Source organism: Virgisporangium aliadipatigenens (assembly GCF_016863615.1).
Taxonomy (GTDB): domain Bacteria; phylum Actinomycetota; class Actinomycetes; order Mycobacteriales; family Micromonosporaceae; genus Virgisporangium; species Virgisporangium aliadipatigenens.
Map to the genome: position 1 here is coordinate 153,227 of NZ_BOPF01000014.1, position 16,325 is coordinate 169,551.

The following is a 16,325-nucleotide window of genomic DNA, read 5'->3' on the forward strand; positions in this document are numbered from 1 at the left end:
CTAACGTTTGTGATCGTGGGAGCGATGGAACGGATGCCGCGAAAGCGGACATATTTAATGTCGCCGCCGGAGCACTTCGCGGTCGAGTACACGATCAACCCGTGGATGGACCCCACCGCGCCGGTCGACGTCGAACTGGCCGTCAAGCAGTGGGAGAACCTGCGCGAGACACTCGTCCGTCATGAGCACACCGTGCACGTGCTGCCCCCGCACGCCGGCCTGCCCGACATGGTGTACGCCGCCAACGGGGCGTTCTCCGTCGACGGGGTCGTGTACGGCGCGCGCTTCCGCTACCCGCAGCGTTCGGCCGAGGCGGCGTTGCACCGCGCCTTCTACGACCCGGGTTCGTGGCGCTTCCACGATCCCGTGGAGATCAACGAGGGGGAGGGCGACTTCGCCTACGTTCCCGGGACCGGCGGCGGGGTGGTGCTCGCCGGGTTCGGGTTCCGGACCGATCCGACCGCGCACGCCGAGGCGCAGGAGGTGCTCGGCCGTCCCGTGGTGTCGCTGCGGCTGACCGACCCCCGGCTGTACCACCTGGACGTCGCGTTGGCGGTGCTCGACGACACGAACGTCACCTACTACCCGGGCGCGTTCTCCGACGGCTCCCGCCGGGTGCTGGAACGCCTCTTCCCCGACGCGGTGCTCGCCGACGAGGCGGACGCGCTGGCGTTCGGGCTCAACCTGATCAGCGACGGCCGCCACGCGTTCCTGAACTCCGAGGCGACGGCGCTCGGCGCGAAACTGAGCGCCGCCGGATACACCCCCGTCCACGTCGAACTCGGCGAACTGAAGAAGGGCGGCGGAAGCGTCCGCTGCTGCATCGCGGAGCTGCGCCCCTAACGCGTCTTGGCGAGAAGTTCGATGATCTCCTCGGTGGTGCCGACCTCGCCGAGCCGGGGGAAGATCCGTTCGACGGCGTGCCGGTGCGCGTCGGCGTCGTGATCGGCCGTGGCGTCGGCGGCGACCGTGACGTGGTAGCCGTGCTCGTGCGCGGCCCGGGCGGTCGACTCCACGCCGAAGCAGGTCGCGACGCCGGTCAGCACGACCTGCGTGACGCCGCGCCGGCGCAGGTGCAGGTCGAGATCGGTGCCGTAGAAGGCGCCCCAGTTCTTCTTCGTGACGACGATGTCGCCCTCGCCGCGGATCTCGTCCACCAGCACGTCCCAGTTGTCCGGCCGGGTGCCGCCGCGCGGCGCCGCCGCGATCCGGCCGGGCGGTGCCTCCTCCGGGCGCGCCGACACGCGGACCAGCACGACGGGCAGGCCGTGGCCGCGGAACGCCTCGGCGAGCGCGGCGCTGCGCGCCACCACGTCCGGGACGGCGTTGGGCTGGGTGGGCCTGCCGAGAATGCCGTGCTGCAGGTCGATGACGACCAGCGCGGTCTTCGGGTCGAGCGAGGTGAGGGTCATCCAGAAGATCCCTTCGGTCAGGACTGGAGGAGTTCGGCGACGCGGACCAGGGGAGCGGCCAGCGCCGGTATCTGCTCCGGCGCCTCGATCCGCCCCTTGCGGTACGACAGCAGTTCCGTGCCCTGCACGCTCCACACCGGCACCCGCCCGGCGATGTGTTCGCTGACCAGGGCCGGGCTCAAAACGCTGTGCACCTGCACCGGCACCACCGTCCGGATCCGGTACATGCGGTCGAAGCGTTCGTCGCCGATGGCGGTCGCCGCGTCGCCGAAGACGGCACGGCCGAGCTTCGACAGGCCGCTGCGCCGTTCGATCGAGAGCGTCGGGTACATCGTGGGCAGCCGCACGGCCGTGACCACGAACCGGTGCGTCTCCGACGTGCTGTTGCCGTGCGCGTCCGTGCTCGACGTCGTGTAGGAGTACTCGGCGACGGTGACCGTCCGGCCGTCGACGGTGCCGTGGACCGAGAGCGAGACGCCCCGCGGGTTGCGGCCCGGCAGCCGGTCGGCCCAGTCGACGGGCGGCTGCTCGCGCAGGTACCACCCGTGGTGCTTGGCCCACACGCGTAGGGCGTCGTGGCGGCGGCGTTCCCGATGGCTGTTGAGGATGACGGAGACGACGACAAGCGCTAGCGCGGCAGCGATGACGACACCGAAGACGGTGCACAACCCACCCGTCACCAGTGCTTCCATCGACCCCCGCCTCTCCCCGTCAGTCGATCCGACCGGATATCGATGCCGCAGCCACCGTAGCTCTTCTTCCGGCCTCCTCACCGACCGTGCGATCGGCGGCCACGTGCGCCGCCGGTGGAGGTGTACTTGTCCCGTTCACCGGGTACAGCCCCATCAACCCGCAGTAGTTGGAAGGGCTGATCACATGGCAGCGTTCACCGTGGTCCGGTTGGGTGGAGCCGCGCTCATCTGGGCAGACTGCGCGATGGGTGGCGCGCTGGCGCCCCGTCTGCACGAATCCCTGGACCGTCTCATCGGCGAGACGGCCTACCCGATCGTGGTCGACCTGGTGCGGGTTCCGTCGCTCGACGACGGGGTCGTGGCGGTGCTCGCCGCGGCGGCGATGCGCCTCGGTCAGCTCGGCCAGGGCCTCGAACTGCGGCTCGCCGGCGGGCGCGCGGTCACCGCGCGCAGCGCGGCCCAGCTGCGGCTGGTCATCGCGCAGACGTACCCCAGCGCCGCATAGCGGCAGCGGCCTCAGATCTCCAGTTCCACCGAGAAGACGTCCACCGCCGACGAGGGCGGCTCCCAGTCCCGCCTGAGGCGCGCGGTCACCCGGACCGGCACGTCGGGTGACCCCACCGCGAACGTGAAGGTCCGCCGCCCGGTCGCCCCGGCGGCATCCCGACCGCCCGGATCGGTGCGCTCGCCGACGAGCACCACCCCGGGCGGCAGCGGGTCGAGGATCCAGCGGTACCCCGTACCGCCCTGCTGCGGCAGCGCCGCCTCGACCCGCTCACCCGGCACGACGCGCACGACCCGGCCGTTGTCGGCGGGGCCGAGCGGGTCACCAGACATAGATCTCGCGTACCACGTCGTCGGCGCCGATGTTGATCGACGCGGCGTTGCCCTGCATCCGGGCGGCGGCGCCGAGCTGCGCCAGGTTGGTGTGGCCGGAGTCCCCGGCGGTGGCGAGCCGACGCCAGCCGACGCCCTCGACGTTGATCCAGCCGTTGCGCCCGTCCGCCGTGGTGAACAGCGACAGGATCCGCGCGGAGACGAACCCCGCCGCCGCGCCGGCCGCCGCGCCGGCCGTCGCGGCGGCACCCGGCGGGTCGAGCGTGGGCCGGCCACCGACCTGCGGCGCGGTGACCCCCTTGCCCAGCGCGAGCGAGAGTTCCGACTCGGTCAGTACCCGTGGAACGGTCATCGCTGCTCCTCTCAGTACACGTAGACGGTGTCGACGACGCCGTTGTCGGTGAACGCGTTGACCTGCCGGCCCGCCACCTTCGCGGCCGTCATCTGGGTCAGCATCGTGGACTGCACCTGGTCGGACGTGCCGGCGAGCCGGTGCCAGCCGTAGTTCTCCAGGTAGGTCCAGGCGTTGCGCTCGGCGCCGTCGCTCCACAGGCCGAGCACCCGCGCCGTGCCGGTCCAGGCGCGCAGCCGCACTCCGGTGACGCCGACGACCTGCCACGACTCGATCTCGCACTGGCCGTAGCCGATGCGCACGAAGCCCCCGTCGCCCCAGCCGGAACCCCAGCTGTTCTTGGCGATCCAGCAGCCCTGCGCGTCGTCGTAGCCGACCAGGGAAACGCAGTGGCCGCCCTCCTCGCCGCCGGTGACGTGCCGGTAGACGCCGGAGCGGTACGGGAAGAAGTCGGCGAACACGACGAAGCATGCGGTGACCGCGCCGTACGTCGAGATGTGTTCCTTGATGCGGTCCGGCTTGCCGGTGAGGTCGACGACGTCGCTCGCGCGGGCGAGCCGATTGGGCCAGTCGCCGTTCAGGGTGGCGCCGCCGGAGTTGCCGGGCGTGTACGGGAAGTAGTCCTCGTACGTGATGCCGATGTCGTGCGCCATCCGCAGCGCGGGCCGGGGCAGCCAGCCGGTGTCGCAGGTGACGCCGACGCTCTTGCCGTGCGCGTAGAAGAGGTGTGCCTCGCTGAGGTTCAGCTCCAGCGCGGGCTGCCGACGGGTGAACGCGGCGGTCGTCTCGAGCACGCTCACCGACCCGAACGCGACGCAGGACCCGCACGAGCCCTGGTCGCGCACATCGGTGACGTAGTTCCCGCCCGCGACGTCACGGGCGTCGAACGCGGCCGGCGCCACGGCCGCCGCGGGTCGGGGCCGCGCGTGGAAGGCGAGCACCCGTTCGTGCCGGGTGGCGATGGCGGCCCGCTCGGCCTCGTCGGGGAGCGGAACGCCGAGGCGGCGCCGGCGTTCCGCCTCGGACAGCTGGGTGATCGGGTTCTCGGCGGCCTGCCACGGGTGGCCGGCGGCGTCGAGGGCGGCGTTGAGGGATTCCTCCGGGGACGTCACCACTTCCTCCTTCGTCGAGGTCGGGTGTGACGCCCGCGATTCTGCTCAGTGCGACGGTGATCGCAGTCCGTTACCGGACTGGGCCGCCACCTTCGTCCGATCAGGCCGGCACGAGCACCCGGCGGAACACCCCGGAGAGGACGTTCGCCGTGGTGTCGGCGTCGTCCGAGCGCACCCAGAAGTGTTCCCGCACGCCGTCGAACGCGGTCGTCGCGGAGAACGCCACCCCGCCCATGGCCGGTTCGGGGGTCCACAGCACGTCGATGAGGTCGCGGCAGGCGGAGTTCAGGTGCAGGCGCAGCCGGCGGAGGACGCGGCTCTCGGCGGTCACGACGAGGCGTTCGGCGGTCAGCAGCAGAACGTAGCTGCCGCGGTCGCCGGGGCGGTCGACGCGGGCCAGCAGCAGCGGTTCGTCGGCGTCCGGGACGCAGCGGCGCAGGATCGGCAGGTGCCGGCGGAACATCGATGCGTCCGGTGCGGCGGCACCGGCGTCGGTCGCGGCGGTCAGGAGGCGGTGGGGGAAGTCGAGCGGCTCCATGCAGGGGGTAACGACGGGAATCGCCGCAGGCTGCGGCCCCTTTGCGGGAGTCGCACAGCGGGTGCGAGGCGCGACGTTTGATGGATCCCCGACCGGCGGGAGGCCGTACCCCCACGAATACCCGTGCGCGTGCCATGCTGGCCGACGTGGACCTGCGCCCACCGGCCATGCCGCCGGATCATCCCGGACCGGACTTCCTGCCGCCGTCGACCATGCCGGACGAGCCCGTCGACCTCGACGCGCCGGTCGAGTGGCGGGTGAACCCCGGCGTCGCGTGGACCAAGGCGGCCGGCGCGGCGGCGTTCGCGATGCTGGCGGTCGCGCTGGGTCGCACCGACCGGGGTGCCCTGTTCATGCTGGCGCTGGGGGCCGTCGTGCTCGGCCTGATCGCCGCGCGTGACCTGCTCGTGCCGGTGCGGGTGGCCGCGGATCCGACCGGGGTCACCGTCGCGACCGGGTTCGCCGGCCGTCGGCACATCGAGTGGTCCGAGGTCGAGGCGGTCCGCGTCGACGAGCGGGCCCGCCTGGGCATTCGCAACCAGTTGTTGGAACTGGACACCGGCGAGCAGATCTACCTCTACGGGGAACGCGAGCTCGGGGCGCCCTGCGCCGAGGTGGCCGCCCGGCTGGAGCAGTTCAGGACTCGTTCCGCAGGGTGAGCACGGCGATGTCGTCGCGCGGCGGCTCCGGCGAGAACGCCACCGCGGCGGCGCGCAGCCGGGCCGCCACCACCTCGGCGGGGAAGCCGGCGAGCGCGGACGCCTCCCGACGCAGCCGGTCCACCCCGAACAGCGTGCCGCGATGGCGGCGTTCGGTGACGCCGTCGGTGGTGAAGATGAGCGTGTCGCCGGGCGCCATCACGAGATGCTCCACCGGCGTCTTGATCACCGGCAGCAGCCCGAGGGCGGTACCGCAGCGCCCCACCAGCCGGGTGCGGCCGTCCGGCTGAACGAGCACCGGCTGGTCGTGGCCGGCGAGGTGCAGCGCCGCGTCGACCGTTCCGTCCGGCCGGCGCGACAGGGCCGCCAACGCCAGCGTGCAGAACCGGCCGGCGCCGCGTTCGACCAGGGTCTCGTTGAGCCGGGTCAGCGTGTCGGCGAGCGGCCGCCCGTCGCGCACGAGCGTGCGGGTCACGTCGCGCACCAGGCCGGTGACGATCGCGGCCTGCACACCCTTGCCCGACACGTCGCCGATCACCACGAGCCAGCGGCCGTCCGGCAGCGCCACGACGTCGTAGAAGTCGCCGCCGACGTCGACCGCCTCCCCGGCCGGCACGTACTCGGCGCCCAGGTCGATGCCGTGGATGACGGGCAGTTCCGGCGGGAGCAGCGAACGCTGCAGCGCGTGCGCGATCGCGCGGCGTTCGGCGTAGATGCGGTTGTTGTCGATGGCGAGCGCCGAACGCCGGGCGATGTCCTCGATCGCCGCCTGCTCGTCCGCGCCCTGCCAGGTGCCGACGTCACGCCCCACGGAGAGGGTGCCGATGCGCTGCCCGCGCGCGATCAGCGACACGGCGAGCCCCTCGGCGGGTGCGCTCAACGCCACCGGGCCGTCCAGCCCGACGGCCTCGATGATCTGCGCCCGGGCGTCCTCCAGCTGGTCGAGCAGGTCCTGGGTCTGGGCCTCGTCGCGGTGCGCGGCCGCCGCGAGGCGCAGTTCGCCCTCGTCGCTGAGCATGTGCACCGCGCACCAGGTGCCGAGCCGGGGCACCACCAGGCGCGGGATGAGCGCGAGGGTCAGTTCGACGTCCAGCGACTGCGCCAGGAGATCGCTCGCCTCCGCGAGGAACGTCAACCAGTTGCGCCGTTCGAGGTCGGTGCGGCGCAGCCGGTGGTTCTCCAGCAGCAGGCCGATCCGCTCGGCGGCCAGGTGCACCACCGGGGTGTCGACGGGCGGGTGCACGACCAGTTCGGCGCGCCAGGGCCGGGCGACCGACAGGGCGATCCGGGTGCCGGCCTCGGCGCGCGGAGTCGTGGCGGCGGTGCCGGTGTAGGAGGAGAGAGCGTGCGGGCCCACGCCGTTGTTCTCGTCGACCAGGACGGTGGCGCTCGACGCGCCCGTGGCGAGCGTGAGCCGGCGCAGCTGTTCCTCCAACTGCTCGGACAGGTCGGAGCCGTCCGGCACCGGGCCGAGCGCGGCGACCGGGTCGACCGCGGGCGTCAGCGGGCCGGTGGTGCCGTCGGTGTCGTGGCTGAGGCGGAACCACACCACCTTGCCCTGCCGGTGGTACACGGTGCCCCAGCGGTCGGCCATCTCGTTGACGAGGATCAGGCCGCGGCCGCGTTCCTCGCTCGGCGGGTTGGCGGCGGCCGGATCCGCACCGGGGCCGAACCCGGGATCCGGCGCGCTGTCCAGCACCGAGACGGTGAGGCCGTTCGGGTCGACGACGATCTCCACGACGAGTTCGGTGCCCGCGTGCAGAACGGCGTTGGTCACCAGCTCGGTGGTGAGGAGCAGCGCCTCGTCGAGCAGTTCGGCGGCGGCTTTGCGGTCGACTCCGTTGGGGTGCTCCAGCAGCGCCGCCCGTACCGCGGAACGCGCGGCGGCCGGCGAACGCAGGTCGGCCGGCAGCGGAAGTCTCCGCACGATCGGGGCGGTCACAGTTCGCAGTCTCCCTGCATCGGCTGTAACAATCCAACCGGGACGCTCGCCCGACCGGGCGACGGAGGCGAACGATAGCGAGGACGCCATGACCGTTGCGGACCAGAGCCTGCCGGCTGACACGTCGGCCGACGCCCTTCTGGCCGAGTTGGCCGACGCGCTCGACAGGGTGGCCGCGGGCGATCTCAAGGTGCGGCTGCGCCGGCGCACGGGCACCGCCGGTGAGGTCGTCGACCGGTTCAACCGCGTGGTGGAGATGCAGCAGCGTTCGACCCGCGAACTGCTGCGCATCAGCCGCGTCGTGGGCCGCGAGGGCCGCCTCTCCGAACGCCTCGACGACGAGGGCTTCGAGGGCGCCTGGGTCGACCGGATCCGCGCCGTCAACTCGCTCATCGACGAACTGGGCCGTCCCACGCAGGAGATCGCGCGGGTCATCGCGGCGGTGGCCGACGGGGACCTGTCGGAGCACATGGCGCTGGAGATCGAGGGACGGCCGCTGCGCGGCGAGTTCCTGCGCATCGGCCGCACCGTGAACACGATGGTCGACCAGCTCTCGTCGTTCGGCGAGGAAGTCACGCGTGTGGCGCGTGAGGTCGGCACGGAGGGCAAGCTCGGCGGGCAGGCCGACGTGCGGGGTGTGGCCGGGACGTGGCGCGACCTGACGGACGCGGTCAACACGATGGCCGCCAACCTGACCGGCCAGGTGCGCTCGATCTCCGTGGCGGCGACGGCGGTGGCGCGGGGCGACCTGTCCCAGAAGATCACCGTGTCCGCCAAGGGCGAGATCGCGGAACTGGCCGACACGATCAACTGGCTCACCGACACGCTGCGCGTCTTCGCCGACGAGGTGACCCGCGTGGCGCGCGAGGTCGGCACCGAGGGCAAGCTCGGCGGGCAGGCGGAGGTGCCCGGCGTCGGCGGCACGTGGAAGGACCTCACCGACGCCGTGAACTACATGGCGTCCAACCTGACCGGCCAGGTGCGCAACATCGCCCAGGTGGCGACCGCCGTGGCGAAGGGCGACCTGTCGCAGAAGATCACGGTGGCGGCCCAGGGCGAGATCCTCGAACTGAAGGACACCGTCAACACGATGGTGGACCAGTTGTCGTCGTTCGCCGACGAGGTGACCCGCGTGGCCCGCGAGGTGGGTACGGAGGGCAAGCTCGGCGGTCAGGCCCAGGTGAGCGGCGTCTCCGGCACCTGGCGGGATCTCACCGAGAACGTCAACCAGCTCGCCGGCAACCTGACCGGCCAGGTCCGCAACATCGCCCAGGTCACCACGGCCGTCGCGAAGGGCGACCTGTCGCAGAAGATCACCGTCGACGCGCGCGGCGAGATCCTGGCCCTGAAGAACACCGTCAACACGATGGTGGACCAGTTGTCGTCGTTCGCCGACGAGGTGACCCGCGTGGCCCGCGAGGTGGGCACGGAGGGCAAGCTCGGCGGTCAGGCCCAGGTGAAGGGCGTGTCGGGCACGTGGCGTGACCTGACGGACAACGTGAACTACATGGCGTCCAACCTGACCGGCCAGGTCCGCAACATCGCCCAGGTGGCGACCGCGGTGGCGAAGGGCGACCTCTCGCAGAAGATCACGGTCGACGCGCGCGGCGAGATCCTCGAACTCAAGAGCACGGTCAACACGATGGTCGACCAGCTGTCGTCGTTCGCCGACGAGGTGACGCGAGTGGCGCGCGAGGTGGGCACCGAGGGGAAGCTGGGCGGTCAGGCGCAGGTGAAGGGCGTGTCGGGCACCTGGCGTGACCTGACGGACAACGTGAACTACATGGCGTCCAACCTGACCGCCCAGGTGCGCAACATCGCCCAGGTCGGCACGGCAGTCGCCAGGGGCGACCTCTCGCAGAAGATCACCGTGGCGGCCCAGGGCGAGATCCTGCAGCTCAAGGACACCGTCAACCTGATGGTGGATCAGCTGTCGTCGTTCGCCGACGAGGTGACGCGGGTGGCCCGCGAGGTCGGCACCGAGGGCAAGCTCGGCGGGCAGGCCCAGGTGAAGGGCGTCTCCGGCACCTGGCGCGACCTCACCGACAACGTCAACTCGATGGCCTCCAACCTGACCGGCCAGGTCCGCAACATCGCCCAGGTCACCACGGCCGTCGCGAAGGGCGACCTGTCGCAGAAGATCACCGTCGACGCCCAGGGCGAGATCCTGGAGCTGAAGAACACCGTCAACACGATGGTGGATCAGCTGTCGTCGTTCGCCGACGAGGTGACGCGGGTGGCCCGCGAGGTGGGCACGGAGGGCAAGCTCGGCGGTCAGGCCCGGGTCCGCGGCGTCTCCGGCACCTGGGAGGACCTCACGGAGAACGTCAACCAGCTGGCCTCCACTCTCACCACCCAGCTGCGCGCGATCGCCCAGGTCAGTACGGCCGTCACCCGGGGCGACCTGACCCAGCGCGTCGCCGTCGCAGCACAGGGCGAGGTCGCGGAGCTGAAGGACAACATCAACCAGATGATCGTCACGCTCCGCGAGACCACGAAGAAGAACGCGGAACAGGGCTGGCTCGACTCCAACCTGGCCCGCATCGGCGGCCTGCTCCAGGGCCAGCGGGACCTCACCGAGGTGAGCCGCATGATCATGTCCGAGGTGACGCCGCTCGTCGACGCGCACCTCGGCGCGTTCTTCCTCTCGGCCACCGACGCCGACAGCACGCTGCGGCTGCGGCTCAACGCCAGCTACGGCTACACCGCCCCGGGCCAGGAGGTCGACTTCGCGCCCGGCGAGGGCCTCGTCGGGCAGGCCGCCCTCTCCCGCCGCGCCATCCGCGTCTCCGCCCCCGGCGATCAAGGGCTGACGGTGCGGTCGGGACTCGCCGCGACACCGCCCGCCGACCTGGTCGTCCTGCCGGTGCTTTTCGAGGGGGAACCGCTCGGCGTGATCGAATTCGCGTCGGTGAGCACCTTCAGTGAGCTGCACCTCGGGTTCCTCGACCGGCTGGTGGTCACCATCGGCGTGGCCCTGAAGACGATCCTGGCGAACCGTCGCACGGAGGAACTTCTATCGCAGAGCCAGCGCCTCGCGTTGGAGCTGCAGGACCAGTCGGCCGAACTCCAGCGCACCAACGCCGAACTGGAGGAGAAGGCGGCGCTGCTCTCCGAGCAGAAGGCCAACATCGAGACGCAGAACCGCGAGATCGAAATGGCCCGCCTGGGCCTGGAGGAGAAGGCGCAGCAGCTCGCGCAGGCGTCGCAGTACAAGTCGGAGTTCCTGGCGAACATGAGCCACGAACTGCGCACCCCGCTCAACTCGATGCTGCTGCTGTCCCGGCTCCTCGCCGAGAACTCCGAGTCCAACCTCACCGCGAAGCAGATCGAGTTCGCGCGCACGATCCACGGGGCCGGTTCCGACCTGCTCGGGCTCATCGACGACATCCTCGACCTGTCCAAGATCGAGGCCGGCCGGATGGACGTGGAGCCGGGCGAGGTGACGTTCGAGGACGTGTGCGGCTACGTCGAGCAGGCGTTCGGGCCGCAGGTCGAGGAGAAGGGGCTGGACCTGGCCGTCACGGTCGCGGCCGACGTGCCGCCCGTGCTGGTCACCGACCCGCAGCGGCTCCAGCAGATCCTTCGCAATTTGCTGTCGAACGCCGTGAAGTTCACCGACAACGGCTCCGTGGAGCTGTCCATCCGGCCGGCGCCCGACGGGGCGGAGTACGGCGTGCCCTCCCTGGACGGGGCGCGGCGCGTGATCGCGTTCGCCGTCTCCGACACCGGCATCGGGATCTCCCAGGACAAGCTGAACCTCATCTTCGACGCCTTCCAGCAGGCCGACGGCACCACCAGCCGCAAGTACGGCGGCACCGGCCTCGGCCTGTCGATCAGCCTCGAACTGGCCCGCCTGCTCGGCGGCTCGATCCAGGTGTCGTCGCGGGTCGGTGAGGGCTCGACGTTCGTGCTGTACCTGCCGGACACGTTCGTCGCCGAGGCGCTCCCGGCCCTGGGCACACTGCTGCCGGGTGCACCACCGGCGCTGGCCGGCCCGCTGCCCACCCGGGAACTGCCGGCCCGGGAGACGCCACCGGTCCGGCCCCCGAGCCCACTGCGGCCGGTCAAGGACCCGGAACGGCGTTCCAGCACCGCCGCCCAGCAGCTCGACGGCGCCACGGTCCTGATCGTCGACGACGACGTCCGGAACGTCTTCGCGCTGACCAGCGCCCTGGAGATGCACGGCATGACGGTCCTCTACTCCGACAACGGCGCCGACGGTGTACGCCTGCTGACCGAACATCCCGAGGTCGACATCGTGCTGATGGACGCGATGATGCCCGACATGGACGGCAACGAGACCACGCGCGCCATCCGCCGGAACCGCCGCTTCGCCGACCTCCCGGTCGTCTTCCTGACGGCGAAGGCGATGCCCGGTGACCGAGAATCCAGCTTCGCCGCCGGGGCCAGCGACTACATCACGAAACCGGTGGACCTCGACGAGCTGCTCGACGTGATGGCAGCGTGGGTGACGGGCACCGGGAGGGCGGTGTGAACGGCGGCGTGAGCGGCGTGGCGCGGGTCCTCCTGGTGGACGACCGCAAGGACAACCTGCTCGCCCTGGAGGCCATCCTCCAGGGCCTGCCCGTCGTCACCGTCGCGGCGCACAGCGGTGAGGAGGCGCTGAAGCACCTGCTCGTGGAGGACTTCGCGCTGATCCTGCTCGACGCCCAGATGCCCGACATGGACGGCTTCGAGACCGCCCGGCACATCAAGCGCCGCGAACGCACGCGCCACGTCCCGATCATCTTCCTCACGGCCGCCGACCGGGACGCGCACATGGCCATGCGCGGGTACGCGGTCGGCGCCGTCGACTACCTCACGAAGCCGTTCGACCCGTGGGTGCTGCGCGCCAAGGTCTCCGTCTTCATCGAGCTGTGGGTCAAGAACGAGCAGCTGCACGCCCAGGCGGAGACGGCCCGCGTGCGCGACAACGCCATGCGCGCGGCCGGCGTGGCGGTAGGTGAGGCGCTGACGGCGCTGCGCGCGGCTCAGGCGGTCGGCGAGGCCGGAGCCCCGGCGTTGGAACGCACCCACGCCGCCCTCGACCGGGCCCAACGCCACTTGAACGTCTCCGGCTGACCCGGCGCTGCGCTAGGCCTCGCGGATCGAGAGGGCGCCGCGCAGCCCCGTGATGTCCAGCACCCGCAGCAGGAAGTCGCCCACGTTGACGAGGATCAGCGCCGACTGCGCCATGCTCGCCTTTCTGCTGAGGACCACGAGCGTCCCCAACCCCTGCGAGTCGCAGAACGTCACCTCGGTCATGTCGAGCACGACACGCGGCGGGGGCTCGCTGGCGAACATGTCCCCGACGACCTTCGACAGTCGTTGAACGGTTGACATGTCGATCTCGCCGGCAAGCGTCACGACCGCCTCTGCGGGGGTTCGTGCGACACCGATGTTGAGGTCCGGCCGATCCACGCCCGTAGCCTAACGCGACCTTGCGCAGCCGGCTGGATCGGTGTGCCCAAAGGCGTTCGTCGCCTCACGTGGTAGCCCCCGGATGGGCGATGACCCGCCGGTAGGACACAATGGGCGCACCGTGACCAGTGATGCTGCCTCCGCTGCCCTGTTCGCCCGCGCCCAGGCCATTGTGCCGGGTGGGGTGAATTCTCCCGTGCGCGCGTTCAAGTCCGTGGGCGGCACGCCGCGGTTCATGGTGCGCGGCGAGGGATGCCGCATGGTGGACGCCGACGGTAATTCCTACGTCGACCTGGTGTGCTCCTGGGGACCGCTGATCCTGGGGCACGCGCACCCGGCCGTGATCGAGGCCGTGACGGCGGCCGCCGCGAAGGGGACCAGTTTCGGCACGCCGACGCCGGGCGAGGTGGACCTGGCGGAGGAGATCGTGTCGCGCACGCCGGTGGAGGCGGTGCGCCTGGTCAACTCGGGTACCGAGGCGACGATGACGGCGATCCGGCTGGCCCGCGGGTTCACCGGGCGCAGCACGATCGTCAAGTTCGCCGGCTGCTACCACGGGCACGTGGACGCGCTGCTGGCCGCCGCCGGGTCCGGGGTCGCCACCCTGGCCCTGCCGGACACGCCGGGCGTCACCGGTGCGAGCACCGCCGAGACCATCGTTCTCCCGTACAACGACGTCGCCGCCGTGGAGGCCGCGTTCGCCGAGCGGGGCGACAGCATCGCCGCGATCATCACCGAGGCCGCGCCGGGCAACATGGGCGCCGTCGCGCCGCGGGACGGGTTCAACGGCAAGATCGCCGAGATCGCGCACCGGCACGGCGCGCTCCTGATCCTGGACGAGGTGATGACCGGGTTCCGGATCACCCGTTCGGGGTGGGTCGGGTACGAACCGGTCGACGCCGACCTGTACACGTACGGCAAGGTCATGGGCGGCGGGATGCCGGCGGCGGCGTTCGGCGGCCGCGCCGAGATCATGAATCGGCTGGCCCCGGCCGGGCCGGTCTACCAGGCGGGCACGCTCTCCGGTAACCCGCTGGCCTGCGCGGCCGGGCTCGCCACGCTGCGGCACTGCACGCCCGAGGTCTACGCGGCCGTCGATCGCGCGGCCGCCACCGTGGGCAAGCTGGCTTCCGATGCCCTGAGCGCCGCCGGGGTCCCGCACCGGCTGTCGGCTGCGGGCAACCTGTTCTCCATATTCTTCGGGGAACATGATGTGCGCGACTTCGACGACGCGAAGAAGCAGGACATCGGCGCGTTCCGGGCGTTCTTCCACGCGATGCTGGAGCGCGGCGTGTATCTGCCGCCGAGCGCCTTCGAGGCGTGGTTCGTGTCCGCGGCGTTGGACGACGCGGCGTTCGAGACGATCGAGGCGGCGCTCCCGCACGCCGCGCGTGCTGCTGCGGAGGCTGCATGAGCAAGACGGTCGTGCATGTGCTGAGGCACGGCGAGGTGCACAACCCGGAGAAGATCCTGTACGGGCGCATTCCCGGCTACAAGCTCTCCGAGCTGGGCCGCCAGATGGCCAAGGCCGCCGCCGAGGCCCTCTCCAAGAACGACATCACCTACGTCGTGGCCTCCCCGCTCGAACGCGCGCAGGAGACGGCCGAGCCGATCGCGGCGCAGTTCAAGCTGGGCGTGGCCGCCGACGAACGGCTGCTGGAGAGCACGAACCTCTTCGAGGGCAAGACGTTCGGCGTCGGCGACGGTGCGCTCAAGCACCCGCGCAACTGGTGGAGCCTGCGCAACCCGTTCCGGCCCTCCTGGGGTGAGCCGTACATCGAGGTGGCCCAGCGGATGTTCGCCGCCGTCGAGGCGGCTCGGGACGCGGCCCGCGGGCACGAGGCGGTCTGCGTGTCGCACCAGCTGCCGATCTGGACGCTGCGCCGCTGGCTGGAGGGGAAGCGGCTGTGGCACGACCCGCGCAGCCGCGAGTGTGCCCTGGCCAGCCTCACGTCGGTCCACTTCGAGGAGGACAAGGTGGTGAGCGTGGGCTACCAGGAGCCGGCGTCGCACCTCATCGCCCTCTCACCCGAAGCCAGGACGGCCAAGGGGGCGTAGCCATGCGGATTCTCCGGCTCCTGCTGTCCGTGACCGTGGCCCTGGCCCTGGTCGCCGGATGCTCGGCAGACAGGCCGGAGAAGGCGCCCGTTCTCCAGGGAGAACTGCTCGGCGGCGGCACCTACGACCCGGCCACCCACGCCGGCAAGATCGTGGTCGTCAACTTCTGGGGCTCCTGGTGCGCGCCGTGCCGCGCCGAGGCCGCCGACCTGAACGCCGCCTACGAGGCCACCAAGGACTCCGGCGTCGCGTTCCTGGGGATCAACATCCGCGACCCCAACAAGGATCAGGCGGTCGCGTTCGTCGAGAACTTCAAGGTGCCCTACCCCAGCATCTACGACCCGAAGAGCGAGCTGGCGCTGGAGTTCGACGTGCCGCCGACCGGGATCCCGAACACGCTGGTGCTCGGCAAGGACGGCCGGGTGGTGCACACGTTCCGGGCGGTGGTGGGCAAGGACGAGCTGCTCGCCCAGATCAAGGCGGCCCAGGGTGGGTGAACTGCTGCATGGGTGAATCGTTCGCGGGCGTCGCCGAGTCCGGGCCCCTGGTCGCCGCCGTCGCCGTGGCCGCCCTCGCCGGGCTGGTCAGCTTCCTCTCGCCGTGCATCCTGCCGCTGGTGCCGGGTTACCTGTCGTACGTGACCGGGCTCGCCGGAGCCGACCTGGAGGCCGGGCGCCGGCGCGGTCGGATCGTGGCGGGGGTCGGGCTCTTCGTGGCCGGCTTCTCGGTGGTGTTCATCCTCGGGTCGGTGCTGGCCGCGACGGTGGGGCCGATCTTCCTGGACCACCAGCGCGTGCTGGAGATCGTCATCGGTGTGCTGATCATCGTCTTCGGACTGGCCTTCGCCGGTCTGGTGCCGGCGCTGCAGAACGAGTGGCGCATCCACCGGCTGCCGGCCGCGGGACTGTTCGGAGCGCCGGTGTTCGGGGCGGTCTTCGCGCTGTCCTGGATCCCGTGTGTCGGGCCGACCCTGGGTGCCGTGCTCGGGCTGGCGGCGACCGGGTCCACGCCGCGCGCGGTCGTTCTCGCCGTCGCCTACTGCCTCGGGCTCGGCCTGCCCTTCCTGATCTTCGGACTGGGCTTCCAGCGGGTCCTCGGCATCTCGCGCGCCGTGCGTCGCAACGGGCAGTGGGTCACCCGCATCGGCGGCGCGCTGCTGGTGCTGACCGGGCTCGCCCTCGTCACCGGAATCTGGACGGTCTTCGTGGACTGGCTCCGCGCGTCCATCATCGGATTCGACATCCTGCTATGAGCGGACGCTTGCGGAAGCGAATCATGGAGCACTGCGCGCTCAGGACT

General features: G+C 71.2%; 17 protein-coding genes. 9 read left to right on the top strand and 8 right to left on the bottom strand.

Annotation, left to right across the window (positions count from 1 at the left end; all coding sequences use genetic code 11):
• Positions 1-33: 33 nt before the first annotated feature.
• Positions 34-843, top strand: a complete 810-nt coding sequence (ddaH, locus tag Val02_RS20760; RefSeq protein ID WP_373317924.1) for a dimethylargininase — start codon at positions 34-36, stop codon at positions 841-843.
• On the opposite strand, the gene Val02_RS20765 is transcribed toward ddaH, so the two are convergent.
• A complete protein-coding gene (locus Val02_RS20765) occupies positions 840-1,412 on the bottom strand; it encodes an isochorismatase family protein (RefSeq protein ID WP_203900785.1) in 573 nt (190 codons plus the stop codon). The two genes, ddaH and Val02_RS20765, sit on opposite strands and share 4 nt — an antisense overlap.
• Positions 1,413-1,429: 17 nt before the next feature.
• A complete protein-coding gene (locus Val02_RS20770; RefSeq protein ID WP_203900786.1) occupies positions 1,430-2,104 on the bottom strand; it encodes a hypothetical protein in 675 nt (224 codons plus the stop codon).
• 184 nt (positions 2,105-2,288) lie between these two features.
• Here Val02_RS20770 and Val02_RS20775 point away from each other — a divergent pair, with 184 nt between their 5' ends.
• Complete coding sequence (locus Val02_RS20775; protein WP_203900787.1) at positions 2,289-2,609, top strand: hypothetical protein; 321 nt, start codon at positions 2,289-2,291, stop codon at positions 2,607-2,609.
• Between the two features lie 11 nt (positions 2,610-2,620).
• On the opposite strand, the gene Val02_RS20780 is transcribed toward Val02_RS20775, so the two are convergent.
• The 4 genes from Val02_RS20780 to Val02_RS20795 all read right to left on the bottom strand — a co-directional run bounded on the left by Val02_RS20780 (position 2,621) and on the right by Val02_RS20795 (position 4,943).
• The gene (locus tag Val02_RS20780; RefSeq protein ID WP_203900788.1) at positions 2,621-2,941 is read right to left on the bottom strand and encodes a protease inhibitor I42 family protein; all 321 of its coding nucleotides are present in this window, start codon (positions 2,939-2,941) and stop codon (positions 2,621-2,623) included.
• On the bottom strand, positions 2,931-3,293 hold the full coding sequence (locus tag Val02_RS20785) for a hypothetical protein (RefSeq protein WP_203900789.1): 363 nt from the start codon (positions 3,291-3,293) through the stop codon (positions 2,931-2,933). The genes Val02_RS20780 and Val02_RS20785 overlap by 11 nt, the downstream gene beginning before the upstream one ends.
• Positions 3,294-3,304: 11 nt before the next feature.
• Positions 3,305-4,405, bottom strand: a complete 1,101-nt coding sequence (locus tag Val02_RS20790) for a C1 family peptidase (protein WP_203900790.1) — start codon at positions 4,403-4,405, stop codon at positions 3,305-3,307.
• A gap of 100 nt (positions 4,406-4,505) precedes the next feature.
• Positions 4,506-4,943 (bottom strand): hypothetical protein, encoded by a 438-nt coding sequence (locus tag Val02_RS20795; RefSeq protein ID WP_203900791.1) that lies wholly within the window; start codon positions 4,941-4,943, stop codon positions 4,506-4,508.
• Positions 4,944-5,077: 134 nt separating this feature from the next.
• On the opposite strand from Val02_RS20795, the gene Val02_RS20800 reads away from it, so the two are divergent.
• Entirely contained in the window at positions 5,078-5,602 is a 525-nt protein-coding gene (locus Val02_RS20800) for a PH domain-containing protein (protein ID WP_239153209.1), read from the top strand.
• Here the strand turns inward: Val02_RS20800 and Val02_RS20805 are convergent.
• The gene (locus Val02_RS20805) at positions 5,580-7,634 is read right to left on the bottom strand and encodes a SpoIIE family protein phosphatase (RefSeq protein WP_203900792.1); all 2,055 of its coding nucleotides are present in this window, start codon (positions 7,632-7,634) and stop codon (positions 5,580-5,582) included. The two genes, Val02_RS20800 and Val02_RS20805, sit on opposite strands and share 23 nt — an antisense overlap.
• Here Val02_RS20805 and Val02_RS20810 point away from each other — a divergent pair.
• Both Val02_RS20810 and Val02_RS20815 read left to right on the top strand, forming a co-directional pair.
• On the top strand, positions 7,633-12,042 hold the full coding sequence (locus tag Val02_RS20810; RefSeq protein ID WP_203900793.1) for a HAMP domain-containing protein: 4,410 nt from the start codon (positions 7,633-7,635) through the stop codon (positions 12,040-12,042). The two genes, Val02_RS20805 and Val02_RS20810, sit on opposite strands and share 2 nt — an antisense overlap.
• Before the next feature lie 8 nt (positions 12,043-12,050).
• Positions 12,051-12,629: a response regulator gene (locus tag Val02_RS20815; protein ID WP_203900902.1), complete on the top strand. Its 579-nt coding sequence runs from the start codon at positions 12,051-12,053 to the stop codon at positions 12,627-12,629.
• 12 nt (positions 12,630-12,641) lie between these two features.
• On the opposite strand, the gene Val02_RS20820 is transcribed toward Val02_RS20815, so the two are convergent.
• Positions 12,642-12,968, bottom strand: coding sequence for an STAS domain-containing protein (locus tag Val02_RS20820; protein ID WP_203900794.1), 327 nt, complete (start codon positions 12,966-12,968; stop codon positions 12,642-12,644).
• An 82-nt stretch (positions 12,969-13,050) separates the two neighbouring features.
• On the opposite strand from Val02_RS20820, the gene hemL reads away from it, so the two are divergent.
• From hemL to Val02_RS20840, 4 genes are read left to right on the top strand one after another with little or no spacing between them, the layout of a single operon-like run.
• Positions 13,051-14,382: a glutamate-1-semialdehyde 2,1-aminomutase gene (gene hemL, locus Val02_RS20825; RefSeq protein ID WP_203900795.1), complete on the top strand. Its 1,332-nt coding sequence runs from the start codon at positions 13,051-13,053 to the stop codon at positions 14,380-14,382.
• Entirely contained in the window at positions 14,379-15,026 is a 648-nt protein-coding gene (locus Val02_RS20830; protein ID WP_203900796.1) for a histidine phosphatase family protein, read from the top strand. Before hemL ends, Val02_RS20830 begins: the two co-directional genes overlap by 4 nt.
• 2 nt (positions 15,027-15,028) lie before the next feature.
• The gene (locus Val02_RS20835; RefSeq protein WP_203900797.1) at positions 15,029-15,523 is read left to right on the top strand and encodes a TlpA disulfide reductase family protein; all 495 of its coding nucleotides are present in this window, start codon (positions 15,029-15,031) and stop codon (positions 15,521-15,523) included.
• 8 nt (positions 15,524-15,531) lie between these two features.
• On the top strand, positions 15,532-16,278 hold the full coding sequence (locus Val02_RS20840; protein WP_203900798.1) for a cytochrome c biogenesis CcdA family protein: 747 nt from the start codon (positions 15,532-15,534) through the stop codon (positions 16,276-16,278).
• Positions 16,279-16,325: the final 47 nt, after the last annotated feature.